The sequence below is a fragment of the Streptomyces kronopolitis genome (assembly GCF_050953795.1).
Lineage (GTDB): Bacteria > Actinomycetota > Actinomycetes > Streptomycetales > Streptomycetaceae > Streptomyces > Streptomyces kronopolitis_A.
Genome location: NZ_CP191850.1, coordinates 2,650,713 through 2,672,258, shown reverse-complemented (window position 1 = coordinate 2,672,258; position 21,546 = coordinate 2,650,713). Strand labels below are relative to the sequence as shown.

At 71.0% G+C, this 21,546-nt stretch carries 18 protein-coding genes and 1 pseudogene; 4 read left to right on the top strand and 15 right to left on the bottom strand.

Annotation, left to right across the window (positions count from 1 at the left end):
- Nucleotides 1–133: 133 nt before the first annotated feature.
- The 8 genes from ACQP17_RS11680 to ACQP17_RS11645 form a co-directional block, all read right to left on the bottom strand.
- Complete coding sequence (locus tag ACQP17_RS11680; RefSeq protein ID WP_433856216.1) at nt 134–1,078, bottom strand: oxidoreductase; 945 nt, start codon at nt 1,076–1,078, stop codon at nt 134–136.
- Nucleotides 1,079–1,196: 118 nt separating this feature from the next.
- A complete protein-coding gene (locus ACQP17_RS11675; protein WP_364885405.1) occupies nt 1,197–1,502 on the bottom strand; it encodes an ArsR/SmtB family transcription factor in 306 nt (101 codons plus the stop codon).
- Between the two features lie 125 nt (nt 1,503–1,627).
- The gene (locus tag ACQP17_RS11670) at nt 1,628–2,125 is read right to left on the bottom strand and encodes an SRPBCC family protein (protein ID WP_433856215.1); all 498 of its coding nucleotides are present in this window, start codon (nt 2,123–2,125) and stop codon (nt 1,628–1,630) included.
- Nucleotides 2,126–2,244: 119 nt separating this feature from the next.
- Nucleotides 2,245–2,679: a nitrite reductase (NAD(P)H) small subunit gene (locus tag ACQP17_RS11665; RefSeq protein WP_433856214.1), complete on the bottom strand. Its 435-nt coding sequence runs from the start codon at nt 2,677–2,679 to the stop codon at nt 2,245–2,247.
- Nucleotides 2,676–5,336 carry a nitrite reductase large subunit NirB gene (gene nirB / locus ACQP17_RS11660; protein ID WP_433856213.1) on the bottom strand — a complete coding sequence of 887 codons (2,661 nt, stop codon included), beginning with the start codon at nt 5,334–5,336 and terminating at the stop codon, nt 2,676–2,678. The genes ACQP17_RS11665 and nirB overlap by 4 nt, the downstream gene beginning before the upstream one ends.
- Before the next feature lie 132 nt (nt 5,337–5,468).
- Entirely contained in the window at nt 5,469–7,478 is a 2,010-nt protein-coding gene (locus ACQP17_RS11655; protein WP_433856212.1) for a glycoside hydrolase, read from the bottom strand.
- A 111-nt stretch (nt 7,479–7,589) separates the two neighbouring features.
- Complete coding sequence (gene fumC, locus ACQP17_RS11650; protein WP_433856211.1) at nt 7,590–9,047, bottom strand: class II fumarate hydratase; 1,458 nt, start codon at nt 9,045–9,047, stop codon at nt 7,590–7,592.
- Nucleotides 9,044–10,711 (bottom strand): NAD-dependent malic enzyme, encoded by a 1,668-nt coding sequence (locus tag ACQP17_RS11645; RefSeq protein WP_433856210.1) that lies wholly within the window; start codon nt 10,709–10,711, stop codon nt 9,044–9,046. The genes fumC and ACQP17_RS11645 overlap by 4 nt, the downstream gene beginning before the upstream one ends.
- Before the next feature lie 946 nt (nt 10,712–11,657).
- Here ACQP17_RS11645 and ACQP17_RS11640 point away from each other — a divergent pair.
- Nucleotides 11,658–14,177 (top strand): Ig-like domain repeat protein, encoded by a 2,520-nt coding sequence (locus ACQP17_RS11640; protein WP_433856209.1) that lies wholly within the window; start codon nt 11,658–11,660, stop codon nt 14,175–14,177.
- 164 nt (nt 14,178–14,341) lie between these two features.
- On the opposite strand, the gene ACQP17_RS11635 is transcribed toward ACQP17_RS11640, so the two are convergent.
- The 3 genes and pseudogenes from ACQP17_RS11635 to ACQP17_RS11625 all read right to left on the bottom strand — a co-directional run bounded on the left by ACQP17_RS11635 (nt 14,342) and on the right by ACQP17_RS11625 (nt 16,396).
- Nucleotides 14,342–15,319 carry an NAD-dependent epimerase/dehydratase family protein gene (locus ACQP17_RS11635; protein ID WP_433856208.1) on the bottom strand — a complete coding sequence of 326 codons (978 nt, stop codon included), beginning with the start codon at nt 15,317–15,319 and terminating at the stop codon, nt 14,342–14,344.
- 27 nt (nt 15,320–15,346) lie between these two features.
- Nucleotides 15,347–15,568, bottom strand: a complete 222-nt coding sequence (locus ACQP17_RS11630; protein WP_433856207.1) for a DUF397 domain-containing protein — start codon at nt 15,566–15,568, stop codon at nt 15,347–15,349.
- Nucleotides 15,565–16,396, bottom strand: a pseudogene (locus tag ACQP17_RS11625) (helix-turn-helix domain-containing protein). The gene ACQP17_RS11630 and the pseudogene ACQP17_RS11625 overlap by 4 nt, the downstream one beginning before the upstream one ends.
- Nucleotides 16,397–16,550: 154 nt before the next feature.
- Between ACQP17_RS11625 and ACQP17_RS11620 the strand changes: the two are divergent.
- A complete protein-coding gene (locus ACQP17_RS11620) occupies nt 16,551–16,889 on the top strand; it encodes a hypothetical protein (RefSeq protein WP_433856206.1) in 339 nt (112 codons plus the stop codon).
- Here ACQP17_RS11620 and ACQP17_RS11615 read toward each other — a convergent pair.
- The 3 genes from ACQP17_RS11615 to ACQP17_RS11605 form a co-directional block, all read right to left on the bottom strand.
- Nucleotides 16,853–17,140, bottom strand: coding sequence for a hypothetical protein (locus tag ACQP17_RS11615; RefSeq protein ID WP_433856205.1), 288 nt, complete (start codon nt 17,138–17,140; stop codon nt 16,853–16,855). The two genes, ACQP17_RS11620 and ACQP17_RS11615, sit on opposite strands and share 37 nt — an antisense overlap.
- A 201-nt stretch (nt 17,141–17,341) precedes the next feature.
- Nucleotides 17,342–17,506 (bottom strand): DUF7196 family protein, encoded by a 165-nt coding sequence (locus ACQP17_RS11610; RefSeq protein ID WP_433856204.1) that lies wholly within the window; start codon nt 17,504–17,506, stop codon nt 17,342–17,344.
- 311 nt (nt 17,507–17,817) lie between these two features.
- Nucleotides 17,818–19,260 carry an Ig-like domain repeat protein gene (locus ACQP17_RS11605; protein ID WP_433856203.1) on the bottom strand — a complete coding sequence of 481 codons (1,443 nt, stop codon included), beginning with the start codon at nt 19,258–19,260 and terminating at the stop codon, nt 17,818–17,820.
- Between the two features lie 337 nt (nt 19,261–19,597).
- On the opposite strand from ACQP17_RS11605, the gene ACQP17_RS11600 reads away from it, so the two are divergent.
- On the top strand, nt 19,598–20,386 hold the full coding sequence (locus ACQP17_RS11600; protein WP_433856202.1) for a sulfite exporter TauE/SafE family protein: 789 nt from the start codon (nt 19,598–19,600) through the stop codon (nt 20,384–20,386).
- Between the two features lie 150 nt (nt 20,387–20,536).
- On the opposite strand, the gene ACQP17_RS11595 is transcribed toward ACQP17_RS11600, so the two are convergent.
- On the bottom strand, nt 20,537–20,905 hold the full coding sequence (locus ACQP17_RS11595) for a cupin (protein ID WP_433856201.1): 369 nt from the start codon (nt 20,903–20,905) through the stop codon (nt 20,537–20,539).
- A 275-nt stretch (nt 20,906–21,180) separates the two neighbouring features.
- Between ACQP17_RS11595 and cutA the strand changes: the two genes are divergently transcribed.
- The gene (cutA, locus tag ACQP17_RS11590) at nt 21,181–21,546 is read left to right on the top strand and encodes a divalent-cation tolerance protein CutA (RefSeq protein ID WP_433856200.1); all 366 of its coding nucleotides are present in this window, start codon (nt 21,181–21,183) and stop codon (nt 21,544–21,546) included.

Below are 21,546 nucleotides of genomic sequence, written 5' to 3'. Positions count from 1 at the left end.
GTCACGGTAGAGCGCGGCACAGGCGATCCGGCGTCACCGCGGGCGGTCGGCCGTGGCGTCGCCCCGTGCGGCCGCCGGTGGTGGTGTCCCGCGGCCCGTGGGCTACGGGCCCGGCGCCCCGTGCGGCCCCGGCTCAGAGGGTCATGGACCGACGCGAGAAGTCGTAGTGCACCTCGGTGAGTTGCTCGGAGGCGGTCCACAGGCGCTCGCCGTTGGCGTGGTTCCTGGTCCACGGGGCGCGCAGGGACTGGGCGGGGGCGCCGCGCAGGCCGCTGCGCGGTCCGATGAAGGAGTCCGGCCGCATGTGCGGGGCGGTGGCGGCGCAGAGGGTGCCCAGGGCGCCGCCGTCCGGGGACTGGGCGATCGCGCGGTTGACCAGCTCGACGGTCCGCTCGGCGGAGGTGCGGCCCTCCATCCGGACGCCCGCGGTCGCGAGATTGGTGGCGGCGTATCCGGGGTGCGCGGCCGCCGCGACGACCTGCGAGCCGGCCGCGGCCAGCCGCCGGGACAGCTCGTGGACGAAGAGCAGATTGGCGCTCTTGGAGCGGGCGTAGGCGATCCAGCGGCGGTAGGAGTGCTCGCTGTTGAGGTCGTCGTGGTCGAGGTCCGCGAGCAGGTGCAGCATGCTGGAGACGGTGACGATCCGGGCGCCGGGCGTGGCCAGGAGCTTGGGCAGCAGCAGACCGGTGAGCGCGAAGTGCCCCAGGTGGTTGGTGCCGAACTGCATCTCGAAGCCGTCGGCGGTGGTGCGGTGGGGCAGTGCCATCACGCCCGCGTTGTTGATGAGCAGGTCGAGGCGGTCGCCGTCGAAGTCGTCGAGGGCGGCGGCGAAGTCCCGTACGGAGGTCAGGTCGGCCAGGTCGAGCGGCCGGAACTCGGCCTCGGCGGTGGGGACCTCGGACCGCAGCCGCTCCAGCGCGGCGAGGCCCCGCGACTCGCTGCGGCAGGCCAGCAGCACACGGGCGCCGTGGCGGGCCAGTTCGCGTGCGGTGACATAGCCGATGCCGCTGTTCGCGCCCGTGACGACCGCCGAGCGGCCGGTCTGGTCGGGGATGTGGCTGGTGTTCCACCGGGTCACGCCTGCACTCCTCCGTAGGGGGCACCAAGAGTACGTCGTGGGCCGGGAGAGCTGGGGCTGGAGGGGCGGAAGTGACCGGGCGCCCCGGCCCGCCCGCCCAGCCGACCGCCCCGCCCGGTCACCCGCCCTCGGCGAGGCGCTTGATCGCCGACAGCCGGCTGTCCCAGGCGGCGGCCACCCGGTCCATCCACCGGGCGGTGACCCCCAGCCGCTCCGGGATGACCCGGTAGCGCGCCTCCCTGCCCTCCCGGTGGCCGGTGACCAGGCCGGCCCGGTCCAGCACCCCCAGGTGTTTGACGACGGCCTGGCGGCTGACCGGGAGTTCGGCCGCCAGGACGGTGGCGGTGGCCTCGCCGTGCGCGGCGAGGGCGTCGAGTATCCGGCGGCGGGTCGGGTCCGCCAGCGCGGAGAGCACCTCCGCCACGGCCTCCCCGCCCGCGTCCGCCCCGGAGCCCCGGCCGGTCCCGGAGCCCCCGGCCGTCCCGGAGCCCCGGCCGGCATCCCCGGAGGGGGCCCGGCCGGCGCCCTGTTCCGTTCCTCCGCCGGTCGTCATGCCGCGAGCCGCTCCGTGTACTGCTTGACGTTCTTCAGCTGGCCGGTCCAGCCCTCGGAGTGGCTGTCGTACCCGGCGGTGGGCCGCCGCTCCTCCGGGATGGCGATCTCCTCGAACCCGGTCTCCACCACGCGCAGCCGGGTGCCGTCGCCCTCCGGTGTCAGGGTGAACTCCACGAGGGTGGAATTGCCCTCGACCGCCACCTCGCCCGGGTGCGCGCCGGCCCAGCGGTAGGCGAAGAAGCGTGGCGGGTCCACCGTCACGATCGTGGTGGGGAACTGGCCGTACTGTCCGTGGTCGAGGTGCATGATGCCGCCGGGCCGCAGGTCGACGGGGGTCGGCTCGCCCTGGCCGAACCACGAGCCGACGTGCTCGGGCTCGGTCAGCACCGCCCAGACCCGTTCCACGGGCGCGTCGATGCTGATCTCCCGCTCGATGCGGTTGCGGTCCTCGCCGGCGCCTTCGCCGGCGCCGTGGGCGCTCTGGGTGTTCATGGGAGGTCCTCCTGCCGCGATGCTGATCCCGATGACGTGCTACCCAATGGTTGCACGTGTGCGACGGGAAGTGCAACCCAAAGGTTGCGCGTCACTGCGGGGTGGCCGGGGCGGTGGGATCAGCTCTCCGCCGCCCCGCCGCGGACCCGTACGCGATACACCGGCACCGACGCCGCCGGATCGTCCAGGCAGTCCCCGGTGAGCAGGTCGAAGCGCTGCTTGAGCAGCGGCGATGCCACGAACGGGCGGCCGCCGGCCGAGCCGGTCAGGCCGCGGGAGAGGACCTGGGCGCCGGTGAACGGGTCGCGGTTGCCGATCGCGTGGATCCGGCCGCCGCGGTCCAGGAACAGCGCGGCCTGGGCGCCGTCCGGCAGCAGGGCGGCGACACCGCGCCCGGGGACGAGGGTGCCCGGCCCGCAGACCGGCAGCCAGCCGCCCGTGGGGCAGTGGATCTCGACCGGGCCGGCGGCCGTGCGGCCGGCGCCGGCGGGGGAGTGCGCCCCGTCGGCGGCGAGAGGGGCGGAGGCGTCGTGCTCGGCGGTGAGAGTGGTCATCGGGCGGAGGTCCCTTCCAGGGTCCGAACGGGCAGGGTCGGGCCGGCCAGCAGCGCCAGATCGGGCTTGACCTGGTCGCGCTCCGGGGTGAAGCGAACGGTCGGGTCCGGCACCTCGGGGGCGTTGACGAACGAGACGAACCGGGCGAGCCGTTCGGGATCGGCGAGCGTCTCGGCCCACTCGTCGCGGTAGTGGGTGACATGCGCGGCCATCAGGGACTCCAGCTCGTCGCACAGGCCCAGGGAGTCCTCCACGACGACCTCGCGGACGTGGTCGAGGCCGCCCTCGATCCGCTCCAGCCAGGCCGAGGTGCGCTCCAGCCGGTCCGCGGTGCGGATGTAGAACATCAGGAACCGGTCGATCAGCCGGATCAGTTCGGCGTCCGAGAGGTCCTGGGCGAGCAGTCCGGCGTGGCGCGGGTCGGCGCCGCCGTTGCCGCCGACGTAGAGGTTCCAGCCCTGGGCGGTGGCGATCACGCCGAAGTCCTTGCCGCGGGCCTCCGCGCACTCCCGGGCGCACCCGGAGACCGCGGACTTCAGCTTGTGCGGGGAGCGCAGCCCCCGGTAGCGCAGCTCCAGATCGATGGCCATCCGGACCGAGTCCTGGACGCCGTAGCGGCACCAGGTCTGTCCCACACACGACTTCACGGTCCGCAGCGCCTTGCCGTAGGCGTGCCCCGACTCGAAGCCGGCGTCCACCAACCGGGCCCAGACCTGCGGGAGCTGGTCGACGCGGGCGCCGAACAGGTCGATCCGCTGGCCGCCGGTGATCTTCGTGTAGAGGCCGAAGTCGCGGGCCACCTCGCCGATCACGATCAGCTTCTCCGGGGTGATCTCGCCCCCGGGGATCCGCGGCACGATCGAGTACGAGCCGTTGCGCTGGAGGTTGGCGAGGAAGTGGTCGTTGGTGTCCTGGAGGGCGGCCTGCTCCCCGTCGAGGACATAGCCGCCGGCGCCGACGCTGGGCGCCAGGGAGGCGATGATCGAGCCGACGGTGGGCTTGCAGATCTCGCAGCCGTCGCCGCTCCTGGCCGCCGGCCGGCCGTGCGAGTCCAGCAGTTCGGCGAAGGTCGTCAGCCGCAGGGTGCGCACGATCTCGTACAGCTCGGCGCGGGTGTGCGGGAAGCAGCCGCACAGCCCGGTGTCGACGGTGGCGCCGGACGCGGCCAGCTCGTGGTGCACCACCGCGGTCAGCGCCTTGACGCAACTGCCGCAGCCGGTACCGGCCTTGGTGCAGGTCTTGACCTCGGGCAGGGTGGTGCAGGAGTGCGCGGTGACCGCGGCCCGGACGGTGCCCTTGGTGACGTTGTGGCAGTTGCACAGCACCGCCTCGTCGGGCAGCGCGGAGGGGCCGAGCGCGGCGCCGCCCCCGGCCGTGACCCCCGCGGGCAGGACCAGTTGCCCGGGCGGCAGCGGCGGTACGGTGCCGGTCAGCGGGCGCAGCATGCCGTACGCCTCGGCGTCGCCGACCAGGACGCCGCCCAGCAGCTCGCCCCCGGGACCGATCACCAGCTTCTTGTAGACGCCGCTGCGGGAGTCGGCGTAGACCACGTCCAGCGCGCCGTCCGCGGTGCCGTGCGCGTCTCCGAAGGAGGCGACGTCCACGCCGAGCAGCTTGAGCTTGGTGGACAGGTCGGCGCCGGTGAAGCCGTCGCCGCCCCCGGTGCCGTCACCGAGCCGGGCGGCGAGTGCGCCGGCCGCCACCCGCGCCATGTCGTAGCCCGGGGCCACCAGGCCGTAGACCCGGCCGTCGGCGGCCTGCGCGCACTCGCCGATCGCGTACACGTCCGGGTCGGCGGTGCGGCACCACTCGTCGACGACGATGCCGCCGCGCTCGCCGACCGGCAGCCCGCAGTCCCTGGCGAGCTGGTCGCGGGGGCGCACCCCGGCCGAGAAGACGACCAGGTCGGTGTCGATGCGGGAGCCGTCGGACAGGCCCATGGCGGTGACCGCGCCCGACGCGTCGGCGACGATCTCCTTGCCGCCGACGCCGGTGTGGACCGCGAGGCCCATCTCCTCGATCGTGCGGCGCAGCGCGCGGCCGCCGCCCTCGTCGACCTGGAGCGCCATCAGCCGCGGGCTGAACTCCACGACGTGGGTGCGCAGCCCGAGCCCCCTCAGCGCGCCGGCCGCCTCCAGCCCCAGCAGCCCCCCGCCGACCACCACACCGGTGCGGGCCCCCGCGGCGTACCGCTCGATGGCCAGCAGGTCGTCGAGGGTGCGGTAGACGAAACAGCCCGCGCTGTCCTTGCCGGGCACCGGCGGCACGAACGGATACGAGCCGGTGGCCAGCACCAGGGTGTCGTAGCGGACGGTCAGACCGGAGCGGGCGGTGACCGTGCGGGTGGCGCGGTCGACGGCGGTGGCCGGGTCGCCCAGGTGCAGCTCGATGCCGTGCCGGGCCAGGAACTCCGGATCGGCCAGGCTCAGGTCGTCCGGGGTGCGTCCGGCGAAGTACGAGGTCAGCTGGACGCGGTCATAGGCCGGGCGGGGCTCCTCGCACAGCACCACCACCCGCGCCCGCCCGGTGACGCCACGGTCGGCCAGCTCCTCCAGGAAGCGCTGGCCGACCATGCCGTGGCCGACGAGGACGAGGGTGGGGGTGGTGCCGGGCGCGGTATCGGGCGTGGCATCCGGGGGCGGCGGCATCGAGGTCATGCCCTCAGCCTGGGGCGCGGCTGTTACCCGCCCGCATCTGCGCTGTTTCCCGGGCGGAACGCTGCCCTCAGTGGCGCGGCGGCCGCCGTGTGAGGGCGGCCGCCGCTTCGCGGCACCCGGCCGGTCAGCAGGTCAGCCGGTCGGCTGCGCCGGGCACAGCCGCCGCGGCTGCTTGTCGGCGGCCAGCTCGGCGTCCACACAACCGCCCGGCAGGCCGTCGTGGGCCGTGCTGCCGAAGTTGGCGGTGACGGTCAGCCTGCCGTCGCCGAAGACCGTGCGCTGGACGCGGCGATCGCCGGTCAGGTACCGGAACGAGGTCAGCTGCTCGGTGCCGGCGGCCCGGTGCAGCGGCGAGAAGTACTTCTGCAGCGCGGCGAGTTCCGGGCCGTTCTTCTCCAGCGCGGGGCCGTCGAGGACGTAGTTCAGCGGGGTGTTGTAGAGCATCGCCAGCAGCGCCCGGTCGGTCTTCTGCGCCGGCAGCTTGTCGTACGACAGCTCCCAGCGCTCCGCGTTGACCAGCGAGCCGTGCAGCGCGGTCTCGTAGAGCGGCGCGCGGTACCTGGGGTCGTACATGGCGGTGGCCATGTCGCGGGGCAGCTTCACCGGCTTGAAGAAGGCACCCGGGGCGTTCGCCGGGGCGTAGCCGCCCCAGGTCTCCTTGTCCTTCTCCAGCTTCCACAGGCGGTCGTCGACCGGGGTGGCCGCGCCGTGGTTGTAGGCCAGGACCTTGTTGGACCAGGCCTGGGCGCTCTCCGAACCGAGGACGAGGTTCCGGGAGAGCCGCTCCATCCGGGCCAGGCGGTTCTTCCGGTCGCCGGCCTTGGTCATCTCGTGGCCCGTGCCGTGGTCGCGGAACACCTCGCCCGTCGCGTCCACGTCGAGGAAGTAGCTGTCCGCGCCGTTGGCGACCATCTTGCGGGTGCGGTCGGCGAGGTAGTGCTTGTCCGGCTCGGCCTTCTCGAAGGCCTGTGAGCTGAGGTAGCAGCCGCGGTTGCCGAAGCCGGTCTGCGGGGTCCCGTCGGCCTTGCGGACGCAGAAGTCGGGGTAGACCCGGTCCGGCCAGACGGACGTGGGGCTGTCGGCCTTCTGGGGGTCCTGGCCGTTGGCGAAGGTGTCGTACGGGCCGACGAGATAGCCCGCCGCCTTGGCGGCCCGCACCGACTGCGCGTTCATGGGGTTGTCGTCGGCGTCGTAGCCGAGCCACATCCGGTCCACGCCCAGCCTCTTCAGCTTCTCGACCCCGGCGGCCCTGCGCGCGTCGCCCCACACATAGGCGTGGAAGGCGCCCAGCAGCTTCCCGTTGGCCGGGTTCTGCCGGATCTTCTGGCGCAGGCTGCCGAGTTGACCGTGCTGGGAGAGGTAGGAGCGGTAGTCGGCGGCGGGGGCGACCGGGTTGCCGTCGGTCAGGGCGAAGGAGACCTCGTAGTCGCGGGTGTCCTCATCCGCGTCGAAGGCGTGGGTGGCCGTGGTGCGCAGCCGGCCGCCGGTGGAGGCGAAGCCCAGGGAGGTGCCGAGGTCGGTGGGGGTGAGGTAGCTGACGCCGCTGCCGCCCTTGCCGCCGGCCGCGCCCAGCGAGTAGCCCCACAGCGGCATCGAGAGGCCCTCGCCCACGTCGACGCTGCTCCCGGCGAGCCCGCCCGTCTCGGGTCCGGCGTTCCAGAACGCGTCCTTCACCGGGATGTCCAGGCCCTCGCCGCGCGGGAGTTGTACGGCGGAGGCGGCCCGGTCGGTGCCGGTCACCGGCCAGTCGACCGACCCGTCACGGTCCGCCGTCAGCGTGATCCGCAGCCGCCCGCGCTCCGAACTCGCCGTCACCCGCAGCCCCTTGTCGGGGTAGCTCCACCGCGCCCCGTTGTCCGTCCGGGTCACCGGGCCGGGCGTGCCGAGCCCGCCCGCGGCCGCCTCGGACAGCACCAGCTCCCGTCCGCTGCCGGTGTGTGCGGTCACCGCGAGGGAGGTGGTGTCGACGAAGGCGGTGCCGCCGTCGACGGGGAGCGCGAGACGGCCGTCCTCCGTGGTGCCGGCGCTGGCGATGCCGTATCCGACGACGCCCACGGTGGTCGCGGCCAGCGCGAGGGAGCCGGCGAGCACCCGCGTGCGGCGGCGGCGTCCGGTGGTCTTGTGGAGGGGGTTGGGTTTCATGGGGAACTGAATATGCGTCAGGTCTAAGAGACTTCTAAGAGCGCGCCACCGCCCGCGCCACCGCCCGCGGCATCGGCCGGAGCACCACCACCGGTGACGCCCCCTCAGCCCTCAGTCGGAAAGCCCCGCCATCCGCCGCGGGTTGACGATCCGGTCGTAGTCGGCAGCGCTGAGATAGCCGGTGGCCAGGGCCGCGTCGCGCAGGCTGGTGCCCTCGCGGTCGGCCCGGTGGGCGATCTCGCTCGCCTTGTCGTAGCCGATCTCGGGGCTGAGCGCGGTCACCAGCATCAGCGAGCGGGAGACGTTCTCGTCGATCTGCGCGCGGTGCAGTTCGGCGCCCTCGATGCAGTAGACGCGGAACTTCTCGCAGGCGTCGGCGAGGATGCGCGCGCCGTGCAGCACGTTGTTGGTGATGATCGGGCGCATCGCGTTGAGTTCGAAGTTGCCCTGGCTGCCGGCGAAGGCCACCGCGGTGTCCTCGCCGATGATCTGGATGCAGACCATCACCATGGCTTCGCACTGGGTGGGGTTGATCTTCCCGGGCATGATCGAGCTGCCGGGCTCATTGGCCGGGAGCAGCAGCTCGTTGAGCCCCGCCCGGGGGCCGGAGGCGAGCCACCGCAGATCGTTGGCGATCTTCATCAGGGCGACGGCCGCGGCCCGCAGCCCGGCCGAGGCCGCGACCATGGCGTCCAGCCCGCCCTGTGCCGCGAAGCGGTTCGGGGCCTGGACGAAGGGCCGGCCGGTGAGGCGGGCCAGCCGGTCGGTGACCTCTTCGGCGAATCCGGGGGGCGCGTTGAGCCCGGTGCCGACCGCGGTGCCGCCGATGGGCACGCCGTACAGCTCGGGCAGGGTGGCCTTGATGCGGTCGAGGGCCGCGGAGAGCTGGGCCGCGTAGCCCGACCACGACTGCCCGACGGTGAGCGGCACCGCGTCCTGGAGGTGGGTACGGCCGATCTTCACCACGTCGTGCCAGGCCGCGGCCTTGTCGGCGAGGGCCTGTTGCAGCGGCGCCAGGGACGGCAGCAGCTGGTCCGTGAGGGCCGCCACCGTCGCCAGGTGCATGGCGGTGGGGAAGGTGTCGTTGGACGACTGCCCCATGTTCACATGGTCGTTGGGGTGGATGGGCTCCCGGGAGCCGAGGGTGCCGCCGAGGAGCTGGATGGCCCGGTTGCTGATGACCTCGTTGACGTTCATGTTGCTCTGCGTGCCGGAGCCGGTCTGCCAGACGTAGAGCGGGAAGTGAGCGTCCAGGGCGCCGCTGATCACCTCGTCGGAGACCTTCGCGATCAACTCGGCCCGCCAGCGATCCAGTCGGCCCGCCCGCCCGTTGACCTCCGCCGCCGCCTTCTTGACCAGCCCGTAGGCGTGGTAGACGGCCTTCGGCATCCGGTCGTCACCGATCGAGAAGTGGATCAGCGAGCGCTGGGTCTGCGCTCCCCAGTACCGGTCGGCGGGCACCTGGACGGCGCCCAGCGAATCGTGTTCGGTACGGGTGCCGTCGGCGTCGATGCCGATCGGTACGTAGTGCACCGCCGGGGCCTGCGCCGTGACGGTCCGGCCGCTCATGAGGTGCTCCGGTGGCCGTTGCCGTTGAGATGCGGATAGGTGGGCTGCCACATGGCGTCCTGCACGGCCTGGACGAGATCCTCGGGGCTCGCGTCCGCGACGCCCTCCGCCATGGCGGCCCGGGCGACGGCGATCGCGACGGTGGCGGAGGAGGCCCGCAGGTTCGTCACCGGCGGCAGCAGGGAGGCCCCGGGGGTGCCGACCTCCGCCTGGGCGGCGACCGCCTCGGACGCGGCCAGCAGCATCCCGGCCGTCACCCGCCGGGCCCGCGAGACCAGGATGCCCAGCCCGAGGCCGGGGTAGAGCAGGGCGTTGTTGGCCTGCCCGATGACGTGCCGCACGCCGTCCAGCTCCACCGGGTCGACGGGGATGCCCGACGCCGTCAGCGCCTTCCCCCGGGTCCAGGCCAGGATGTCGGCGGGCATCGCCTCGATGCGCTCGGTCGGGTTGGACAGCGGGAAGATGATCGGGCGCGCCACGTGCTCGGCCATGGCGGCGACCACGTCACGGGTGAAGGCCCCCGCCGCCGTGGAGGTGCCGACCAGCATGGTCGGGTGCACCTGGTGCACGGTGGCGAGCAGATCGGCGCCGCTGCCCTGCCACTGCCGGGCCTCGGCGGCGGGACGGGCGTAGGTGCGCTGGTAGTCGCGCAGGTCCCGCATGTCGTCGGTGAGCAGCCCCTGCTTGTCCACCAGCCACACCCGGCGGACCGCCTCGTCCTGCGCCAGTCCGTCCCGGACCATCGCCTGGACCAGCTGGTCGGCGATGCCCACGCCCGCCGTGCCGGCGCCGAAGACGATCACGCGCTGGTCCCTGAACGGGACCCCGGTGACGCGCAGCGCGGACATCGCCGCGGCCAGCGTGATCGCGCCGGTGCCCTGGAGGTCGTCGTTGAAGATCCGGTACCGGCCGTTGTACTCCTCCAGGATGCGGCGCGCGTTGCCGGGACCGAAGTCCTCGAAGTGCAGGAGCGCCCGGGGAAACAGCTCGGAGGCCGTGGCGAGGTAGGAGGCGACGAAATCGTCGTAGGCCTTGCCGCGGGTCCTGCTGTGCCGGACGCCGAGGTAGAGGGGGTCGTTGAGCAGCGTCTCGTTGTCGGTCCCCACGTCCAGGACCACCGGGATGCACCGGCCCGGGTGCAGTCCGGCCGCCGCCGTGTAGACCGCGAGCTTGCCCACCGAGATCTGGACGCCGTTGACGCCCCAGTCGCCGATGCCGAGGATCTCCTCCGCGTCGGTGACCACCAGCATGTCCACGCCGTCCGGGCCCAGCCCCAGGTCCGCCAGGGCCGGGCGCAGGTCCTGCGGCCGGTCGATCGACAGGTACACCCCGCGCGGCCGCCGGTACTCGTGGCTGTAGCGCTTGATGGCCTCGCCCACCGTGGGGTCGTAGACCACCGGCAGCAGCTCGGCCAGGTGGTCGGTCAGCAGCCGGTAGTAGAGGGTCTCGTTACGGTCGTGCAGCTGCTCCAGATAGACGTTCCGTGCCAGGTCGTCCGGCTGATTGCGCAGCTGCGCGTACGCCCGTGCCGTCTGCTGGTCCAGCGTGAGGACCGCGTCGGGAAGCCGCCCGGTCAGACCCAGCTCCGCCCGCTCCGAGGTGGTGAACGCCGTCCCCCGGTTGTGCAGGGCGTCAAGCAGAATCTCCGGATACCTGTGGGACATGGCGGCAGCTCCTCGGTGAGATCGACCCGTCCTCACCCTGCCCCGGCGGCCTGCGGCCCGCCCGCCTGACGTGCCGAACGGATGATTCCCGCTGGTGATCCCGAAGGGCCGAATGCATGCCGGGAGCCTGCAGGCAAGAACACGAGGCGGCGAGAGTACCCAGGACTCCCTGAGGAGGATTGCGGCAGCTGTGGAACCTTCAGTGAACGAAATCGTCCCGAGATTTTTCCGGGTGTCGTGGAATAGCGCTTGTGCATATGTCCAACGGCATCGGCCGTGCGCTCTCCAATGCCGTTCTGTCTCGTTCCGCCCGGCCGAGAAATATGGGCGGGTGTACACGCCAGGATCGATTTCCTGCCATGATCCGCTCCGGGTCTGTTTCCCGGAAGTTCCCTGACCCCTCTTTCTGTGCGCATTCTGGATGTTCCGTGGGAGGTCGATTGCGGCCGCCTGTCAGGGTTGCCCATGTGCGACGCAGTGCGGTGTTCGTCCGACGGCGTCGCCACCAGCTGACAGGCGGCTGAGCTCGATTGGGCATCATGACCGGCGGATCCGACAGGGGCCGGCCCGGGAGCCCACCCGATCGGAGCAGCGCACTGGATGTGAGGTCATACCATCCGGCTTTTTGACTGCGCCTTCCATGGCGTTCGTTGAGGCGCATCCGGCCCGGAAATTCTCCAGGGGATGCCTCGGTGGATGGCGCGCCTTGACGTGCGGGACCGCTGAAAATCATCGTCGTACTCTTGACGCATTGATGGACGGGGGTGAATATCGAATTGAGTCTCACTGGCGGGCTGCCCATCCTTATCCAGGGACGCGCAGCTCCGCTGTTTGTTCGCCTCATCCCGCCGGTGTGGTTCGATCTCGGGTGGGAGGCGTTTCGCGTCGTGGTGCTCCGCGTCCCGCATGGGTTTGAGGACAGCCTCGCTCCTCCGGAGGAGGTTTCATGTCCCTGCACTTCCCTGCCCGACCGACCCGCCCCCTGTCGCGTCCACACGCCGTGCTCACCGCAGCCGCGACGGCAGGCAGCGGGCCCGCGGCACGCGCTGCAACTGTGCTTGCCACCACCACCCTGCCCGCCGGCACCTTCCCGAACGCGGTCGGGGTGGCTCCCAACGGGCGTGTCTACGTCGCCAACGACGGCTCGGACGATGTGACGGTGATCGACAGTGCCACCGACACCGTACTGACCACCCTTCCTGCCGGCAGCAGCCCGCGGGTGCTGGGCGTGGCCCCCAACGGCCGCGTGTACGTCTCCAACTTCTTCTCGAAAAACGTGACGGTGATCGACAGTGTCACCGATGTCGTGCTGGCCACGCTGCCAGCGGGTAACTTCCCGTTCGGGGTGGGGGTGGCTCCCAACGGGCGTGTCTATGTGGCCAACTTCGCCTCGAACAACGTGACGGTGATCGACAGTGTCACCGACACCGTCCTTGCCACCCTTCCCACGGGGGCTGGCCCCGTCGCGGTGGGTGTGGCTCCCAACGGCCGCGTCTACATCGCCAACCAGACCTCGGGCGATGTGACGGTGATCGACAGTGGCACTGATGTCGTGCTGGCCACTTTGCCCGCAGGCGCCACTCCGGACGGGGTGGGGGTGGCTCCCAACGGGCGTGTCTATGTGGCCAACTTCGGCTCCAATGACGTGACGGTGATCGACAGTGGCACTGATGTCGTGCTGGCCACGCTGCCCGCAGGCACCAACCCGCTCGCGGTGGGGGTGGCTCCCAACGGGCGTGTCTATGTGGCCAACTTCGGCTCCAATGACGTGACGGTGATCGACAGTGGCACTGATGTCGTGCTGGCCACGCTGCCCGCAGGCACCACTCCGGACGCGGTGGGGGTGGCTCCCAACGGGCGTGTCTATGTGGCCAACTACGACTCCAATGACGTGACGGTGATCGACAGTGTCACCGACACCGTCCTTGCCACCCTCCCCACCGGAGCCGGCCCCTTCGCGGTGGGGGTGGCCCCCAACAACCACGTCTACATCGCCAACATCAACTCGAACGACGTGAGCGTCTTCGCTCCGCCCGTCCTGGCGTCCATCAGCCCGGCGCAGGGAGTACCCGGCGGAGGCACCACTGTGACTCTCACGGGTACCGATCTGACCGGTGCGACGAGTGTGCTCTTCGGCGCAGCTCCCGGCACGAACATCCTGGTGGGCCCAGGCGGGACGTCGTTGACGGTGACGGCGCCCGCGGGCTCGGGCACCGTGCCGGTGACGGTGACCACGCCGATCGGCACGAGCAATCCGTTGAACTACACCTATGCACTGCAACCGACGTCGACCACGGTCTCGGTGAGCCCGAACCCGGTCGCATGCGGCCAACCGGTCACGCTGACGGCCAAGATCGTCACTGTTCCGCCCGGCGGTACACCCGTCCCGACCGGCACGGTGACCTTCATCGTCAGCGGTGACGGCCCGCCCCTGACAGCACCCGTCAATGCGGCGGGCCAGGCGACCACGACCCTTACGTCCCCTCTCACGGTCGGCACGCACCAGGTGGTAGGGGTCTACAGCGGTGATCCCAACTACCTGGGCTCACTCTCCGCACTTGCACCACTGACCGTCACCGCATCGCCGACCATCACCGTGGTCACCGCGAGCCCGAACCCCTCCGCACAGGGGCAGTTGGTGAATGTGTGCGCTCAGGTCGTCGCCACCGCGCCCGGTGCGGCCGTCCCCAGCGGCACGGTGACGTTCACTGGTCCTGGCGGACTGAATCAGACCGTTGCGGTCGGTCCGTCCGGCCAGGCGTGCTTCTCCTCCGCGACCCTGCAGTCGGGAACCATCACCGCCACCTACAACGGCCAGGCATGCTTCGCCTCCTCCAACGGCGCGGCGTCCGTGACGGTCCAGCCACCCCCCAGCTGCCTGATCACCGTGACACCCCCGTCGGGAACGGTGACCGTGGGTCAGGCCACCACTGTCTCCGCCACAGTCACGTGCAATGGGGCACCGGTGTCGAACGCAGCGGTGATCTTCACCAGCAACGGCACGGTCATCGGCTTCGCCACCACCGACGCCTCGGGGGTGGCTACCAGCCCGGTCAGCTTCACGACTGCCGGCGCCAACACCGTCGTCGCCACCGTCACCGCGGCCGGGACGCCCTGCACCTGCACCAACGTCACGTCCACGCCGATCACCGTCACCGTCCAGCCCTCCGGCACCGGCACGTTCAAGGCTCAGCCGGCGTGCTACACGCTGAACTTCCCCCCGCTGCCCTGGTCGTTCGCCCACACCACGCTCACCGTGACCGGCGCGACCCCTGGAGCATTGGTCACCTTCCACTCCGACGGAGCCGGCGGGCCCGTACTGTGCCAGGCCGTCGCCGACTCGAACGGCAACGCCAGCTGCCCGGCCACCCTCAGTGTCTTCCAGCTGCTCTCCGGCTACACCGCGACCACCTCCGTGGCCGGAGGGTTCCTCACCTCCTCCAGCACCCTGCTCCCCTGCATCTGACGCTCCACCCGCTCACGTATCGCTGAGTCGCAAGCGTGCGGTTGCTCACCTGGACCGCCGAAATCGGCAGGCAGACGATGAGTCACCAAGAAGAGCCGCCCCCGTAACGCAACTACGGGGGACGGCTCCATTCGCAAGGGCGGAAGTGCCCCTGTGGTGAGTGATCACCACAGGGGCACTGTCTGAGAACCATCCCGACACGCCAGCCGCGCCCGCTCCTCCTCGGGGGTGAAACCCACCGTCAGCGGCGACTCACCGCGCGTCCGGTCCCAGGCCAGCACGTCGGCCGCGGTGACTTGCAGCGGCGTGGCCGGCAACCCCGCCGCCCGCGCCCGGGCCGGGCTGCGCTGCTGGGAGGCCCAGTCGTCGCGCACCAGCGGAAAGAACCGCGGCAGCCCGTCGTCCGGCACCCGTACGAGGTCGATCCGGCTGCCGGCCACCCGCGCACAGATCTCGATCAGCCCGCCGAGCGTGACCGGCTCCGCCGGCCCCACCGCGTGGAAGGCCCCCGGCCGGTCGTCGGCGAGCAGCCGCACGACGAGACGGGCCAGATCCCGTGCGTCGACGATCTGCACCGGCTGCCGCGGATCGGCGGGCAGCGCCACCCGTCCGCCGCGGGCGGCCCGCCGCACCCAGTACGTGAACATGTCCGAGGGATCGTGGGGCCCGGCGACCTTCCCGGCCCGCACGATCGTCGCCCGCGCGCCGTACCGCGCCCGCACATCGTCCTCACAGGCCACCTTGCACGGCCCGTAGGTGGCCTCGGTCAGCTCCTCGGTGTCGCGGACGGGCGGGCGGCGCGGGGTGTCCTCGTCGGAGTCCGGCCCCACGCCCTCGCGCCGGTAGACGGCGTGACTGGAGAGGAACAGATACCGGCCGACCCGGTCGCCCAGCGCCTCCATCGCCTGCCCGACGTGCCGCGGGACATAGCCGCTGATGTCCACTACCGCGTCCCAACTGCCGGTGCCCAGTGCCGTGTAGTCACCGGTGTCCCGGTCCCCGATCAGCCGCCCCAACTCCGGGAACAACCCCACCCCGGTCCTGCCCCGCCCGAACAGGCTGACCTCGGCCCCCATACGCAGGGCCTCTTCCACAATGGCCCGCCCCACAAAGGACGTACCGCCGAGAACGAGTATCCGCATCCCACCGACGCTACCCCGCCCGTCGCCTCAGACGGTCAACTCCCCGCCCCTGACGGCCGACACGAACGAGACCCAGCCGCTAGCCGGGAAGACCAGCGCCGGTCCGTCGGGGTTCTTGGAGTCGCGGACGGGAACGACGCCGTGGATCTCGGTGAGGGCGGGGGAGAACTCGATGCATTCCCCGCCGTTGGCGTCGCTGTAGGACGACTTGACCCACACGGCTCCGACGAGATCCAAGCCGGCTCTCATGCGCGGTACTCCTTCAGCAGAGTCTTGATCAGGGTGACTGATCGGTCCGGGGACAACGCGTGCGCCCGGAGCAAATCATAGTCGTCCAAGGCTGCGTCGACCGTTTGTGCGGAGTCGTGCATCCTGCCTCCTACCCGCGTCTCGGTGTAGAGGACAGTGGGAGAGTTCGTGAATCGCAGCAGAATGAACGGCTTGGTGGAGCCCGCTGGAGCGCCCGCGGAAAACGGCATGACCTGGAGCTTGACGTTCGGTGCTGCTGCCGCCGTCAGCAGGTACTCAAGCTGCCCTGCCATGACCTCTGGACCTCCCACGACCGTTCGCAACGACGCCTCGTCGAGGATGGTCCACAGAAACGGCGGAGCTTCTAGGTCGAAGATGTCGCGACGACGCAGACGGGCGGCGACCTTGGCCTCGATTGCTTCCTCGTTCCCACGAGAGAAGTAGCCCTGGAAGATGGCTCGCGCATAGTCGTCTGTCTGGAGGAGGCCCAGCACAACGCTGGCCGAATAGGCCAGTATCCGCGAAGCCTTCCGCTCCAAGTTGAGGTACGGGACGAACCAGCTCGGGTGGTCGCCCCTCGTCGATCCGGCGGAGCAGGTCGGTGAACAGCTCGCCCGTGCCGAAGACGGTGTCGCAGCCCTTGGCGAACTTCTCGCTCGGGCGGGGCAGCATCGTGCCCGATTCGACCTTGCTGACGTATCCCTCGGAGTAGCCGGTGGCCTTGCCCAGGTGTTTCTGGGTGAGCTTGCGGGCCAGGCGTACCTGTCTGACGTCGCGGCCGAAGCGCTGTAGCGGATTCAAGTGCTCGGGTGGGGTCGTCTCGTCCAACGCCTTGACCTCTTGTGATGGGAGCGCGCGCCCGGGGCGCAGCAGGTCGCAGGCTTGAGTGCCGCTGCCTCAAGCACCCCGATCCTATTGCCCGTTGCGTTGTTCCAGTGACGATTTGACTACACCCGGTGTCCATCAGTAGGGAGTTGAGGAGATGGCCGAACCTGTCGCGCGGCTGCTGCCGTGGTCGAGTGCGGACGGGAAGCCGTGCTTTCTGGTGAGTGACGGGAGCGGGTACGTGTCCCGGGTCGCCGATGCCGTCGAGGAGGAGCAGCTAGCCGCGGCCGTGGACCTCATCGACGAGGCGCGGTGCGGGCTCGCGGGGCGCGGGTGGACGGCCGGGGAGCTTCAGTTGTTGACCGTGGAGCTGACCGAGGCGCTGGCGGAGGTGCATCGGGTGGCGGAGAGTCGGGGGGTGCGTCTGCTGTTCCACGACGGCTGCGATGGCGGCGACGGTCAGTCGAGCCAGCGTGAGGCGAGCCCGGCGACGTAGGAGAGCGACAGGGCGGTGGTGACGAGGTGCAGCGCGAGGCTCCCGCCGGCCCACTGCATGAGGGCGGTCATCGCGGCGGCCACCCAGATGCTCGTGCACCAGCTGCAGCTGACCAGGTAGGTGAGCTTGGAGTCGTCGCCGAAGCGGTTGCCGATCCAGATGCGGAAGCCGGCGGCGAGGGTGTCCTTCGTGAGGAATCGGGTGAGGCGGCAGACGGCGCCGAGGGAGAGAAGAAACTCTGGGAGCGTCATGAAGCCCGTCCCCTAACCGTGAGGGTGTCTGGACGAATTGACAGAGCGAAGGCCGGGGCCGGCCGTTCTCCCGGCAACGGGCGGGAAGGGACGGCGGCCCCGGCTGACCGATCGGCCGGAGCGCGGGCCTGAGGCGTCGGCAGAGTTGCCGTTCGTCAGTGCCGTGGGTCGCGGCACTGTTTTCGCGCCGCCGGGAGTCGGTTACTGGTACACGGGGACGATGGTGCCGACTCCGCCGGCACGCTGGTAAGCGGCGTGCGCTTCTTGCCACGTGTGGTACACGCGAACGGTCCCGTCGGGGAGGGCCAACTGGAACGAAGAGATGGTCTGTTGCTGTTGTGTGCCTCCGCCGCAATTGCAGCCCATGTCGTACTCCTTTTGTCGCTCTCTTGGTGGGGGGGTCGAGGGGCGGACACGGCGTCGTGATGGTCGCCCGCAGAGACCTGCGTGGGTCGGGTGCAGGCGTCCGCTCCGGCTTCCTCGTGGGCTCCAGGGGCGCTTGGCATCGGCTCGGCTCAGTGCCTCCGGGGCTATCCTTGTGACCCGAGCCGTCCCCCGTAGTTGCGTTACGGGGGACGGCTCTCTTGGCGGGTGGCTCGTCGGTTCCTGGCCGTTGTCGGTGGTTCAGGTGAGCAACCGCAGACTTTCGGCTATGCGGGGCGCGAGCCGGTGGGGTGTCAGATGCAGGGGAAGAGGGTGCTGGAGGAGGTGAGGAATCCTCCGGGCACGGGGGTGGTGGCGGTGTAGCCGGCGGCCAGCTGGAAGACGGTGAGGTTGACCGGGCAGCTGGCGTTGCCGTTCGCGTCGGCGACGGCGGTGCACAGGACGGGTCCGCCGGCTCCGTCGGAGTGGAAGGTGACCACTGCTCCCGGAGTCGCGCCGGTCACGGTGAGCGTGGTGTGGGCGAAGGACCAGGGCAGCGGGGGGAAGTTCAGCGTGTAGCAGGCCGGCTGAGCCTTGAAGGTCTGCGCCGCGCCGACGGTCACGGTCGTGGTGGTGACGACGTTGGTGCAGGTGCAGGTGCCGCCTGCGGCGTTCACCGTGGCCGTGATGGTGTTGACCCCGGCGGGCAGTGAGGAGGTCGTCGTCGTGGCCTGGCCGGCAGCGTTGGTGGTGCCGCTGAACGAGAGGCCACCGGGCCCGGTGATGGCGACGGAAGCGCCCACGACGGCGGCGCCGTTGCAGGTGACGGTGGCGGTGAGGGTCACCGGCTGCCCCACGGTCGGGCTGGCGGGTGTCGACGTCAGCGCGACCTGGCAGGTGGACGCCACCGGACCGACGGTCACGGTCGTGGTCCCCGCGACGCTGATGCAGGCGCAGGTGGTTCCTTCGGCGATCACGGTGGCCGTGACGATGTTGGCTCCGAGGGGCAACGCGGTGGTGGACGCGGTGGCCTGGCCGGCCGCGTTGGTCATACCGGTGCCCAGGATGGTGGCGCCGGAGTTGAAGAGCACCTGCGCGCCCTGGACGGGGGTCCCGTTGCAGGTGACGGTGGCGGTGACGGTCACCGACTGGCCCACGGTCGGGTTGGCGGGTGCCGACGTCACCGCGACCGCGCAGGTCGCCGCCGGACCGACGGTCACGGTCGTCGTGATGGTGTTGCCGATGCAGAGGCAGGTGGGGGGGAGGCCGGTGAAGGCGACCACGGTGGCCGTGATGGGGCTGATCCCGAGGGGCAACGCGCCGACGTTCACGCTGGCCCCCAGGCCGCCGGCGGTGATGCCGATGAAGGGGCCGTTGGGGGTGGTGAGCGCCACCACGGCACCGTCGACCTCGGCGCCGTTGCAGGTGACGTGGGTGGTGAGGGTCACCGGCTGGCCCGCGGTCGGGTTGGCGGGCGACGGCGTCACCGTGATCACACAGCCCTGTGCCGCCGTGACGGTCACCGTTGCCACACCGGTTCCGCTCGTGGGGCCGGTGGCCACCACCGGCCCCGTCGTGGTCGCCGTGAAGGTGGCGACCGCAACACCGTTCACGTCGGCATTCACGGTCTGATTGGGCTGTGCGTCGTACTGGAAGAGGACCGCTTCGCCAGCCACGATCGGGGTGGACGTGGCTGTGGCGGTGAAGGTCTGGCCAGCTGCGACTGTTGCCGGGTTGAGGACAAGAGCAAGTGCCATGATGGCAGCCCCTTTCGAAGGCTCCATGAAGGAGGTGGGGCTGATACACGCCGGAGAAAGAAGACTCTCCGAGCATGTTCACCTGCCGGGGTGCCCTGAAAGCCACGGCAAAACCGCATCACAGCGGTAGCCGTTCATGGTCCCCGCCAGGGGATGGGCACCCCACCGTCGGTAGCACCGATTGAAGTGGCCGACGGGACGCCACGCCATAGTTGGCATTCCGAATTAACTCGATTGGCGCAGCTTGCATCGGCGCGTGGCCAGTGCTTGCCGGAGGGCATGGGTGGTGTGACGCCTGAACGCCCCCTGGAAGCCCCGCGGTCCCTAGGATCACCTGGTGCCCGCTGACATATCGCTGTTCACCCTGGTCCTGCTCGCGCTGGCCGCGCTCGCCGCGGGCTGGATCGATGCCGTGGTCGGCGGCGGCGGACTGCTGCTGCTCCCGGCCCTGTTGGTCGGTCTCCCGCACATGCCCGCCGCCTACGTCCTGGCCACCAACAAGTCCACCGCCATCGTCGGCACCTCCGCGGCCGCGGTCACCTATGTCCGCAAGACCACCATCGACGTGCCCACGGCGCTGCGGATCGGCCTGGCGGCGATGGCCGGTTCGCTGGGCGGGGCGTTCTTCGCGGCGGGCATCGACAGCGCGGTGCTGCGGCCGCTGATCATGGGGGTGCTGCTGGCGGTGCTCGTCTTCGTCCTCGTCCGCCCCGGCTTCGGCACCGCCCCCGCGCCCGCGGGGCCGGTCGCCGCCCGGCGCCTCCTGGCGGCCGTCCTCGTCGCGGGCCTGGGCATCGGCTTCTACGACGGCCTGATCGGGCCCGGGACCGGCGCGTTCCTGATCCTCGCGCTCGCCGCGCTGCTGCACATGGACCTGGTCACCGCCTCGGCCACCGCCAAGGTCGTCAACGTCTGCACCAACATCGGCGCGCTGACCATGTTCGCGATCCAGGGCACGGTGCTGTGGCAACTGGGCGGTCTGCTCGCGCTGTTCAACCTCGCCGGCGGCATGGCGGGCGCCCGGATGGCGCTCAAGCGCGGCGCGGGCTTCGTCCGGGGGGTGCTGGTCGTCGTGGTCGTCGCGCTGCTGTGCAAGCTGGCCTACGACCAGTGGCTGGCGGGCTGAGCGGCCCCGTCCGAGCCGTGCGAGTTCCGTACGTGTGGGGTGCCATTGGGTCCACTCCACGCGTACGGAACTACATAATATTCAGAAAGGTGTGAATGTTAAGAACCCGGGCCTGCCCGGGAAGGCGGCGGAAGGCCGGCATCGGGGCCACTACGCCGCCCGGGCCGCCCCCACGGTCGGCCTTCGGCGCTCCCCGTCCGGAATCTCCGTGACGGCCGTGAACAGCACCGCCGCGTCGTCGAGGGCCATCAGGCCGTTCCGCTCGCGCGGGGTCATGGCGACCTGGCCGGCCGTCAGTTCCTGGCCTCCGCCGGACCCCGTCACCCGGACCCGCCCGTGAAGTACCTGCAGGCTGGCGGCCGGAGGGGCGTTGTGCTCGTCCAGTTCGGTGCCGGCGATCAGCGCGATCACGCTCTGCCGCAGCGGGCCGTCGTGCAGGAAGAGGTGGCCGCTGCGCCCGTGGGCGGAGGCCCTGGCGTCGTCGAGCTGCTGACGGGCGAGTGCGCTGAGGTCGTCCATGATGCGGGCCTTTCGCGTGCGGACCGGCGGGCCGGGCTCCCCTTCCATCGTTGCCGGTGCACGAAGCCGCGCAACCGGGGAGTTCGCCCGCCGGGCCGGACCTCCACGGCGGGTGCGGGGCGGCGTCCGGGTGCATACCCGCGCCGGGCGGGCCGAGTCACTTACGGGATGATCATGTCGGTCCGTACGATGCATTGCGGTCCAGCGCCATCGGACAGGCGTGCTTGTCCGATGCGGCCCCACCGTCCCGCCCCCCACCGCGAAGGATGCGCAACGTGGCCGACCCGACTGTCCCGAACGACGAGGACGACCCCACCGGGCACCAGGCCCGGTTCCTGACCGTCATGACCACCATCGACTGCGAAGCCAAGGCCGGGCGACTGGCCCGCGGCGCGATCGAGGCCAGGCTCGCCGCCTGCGCACAGATCGGCGCCCCGGTGACCTCGGTGTACCGCTGGGATAACGCGGTCGAGACCGGCCAGGAGTGGCAGGTGCTCTTCAAGACGGCCGCAGCGCGCTACGAGGCGCTGGAGGCCTACCTCCTCGACGCACACGACTACGACACCCCCGAGATCATCGCCACCCCCGTCACCCGAGGTGGCGCCGGGTATCTGTCCTGGGTCACCAAGGAGACGAGCTGA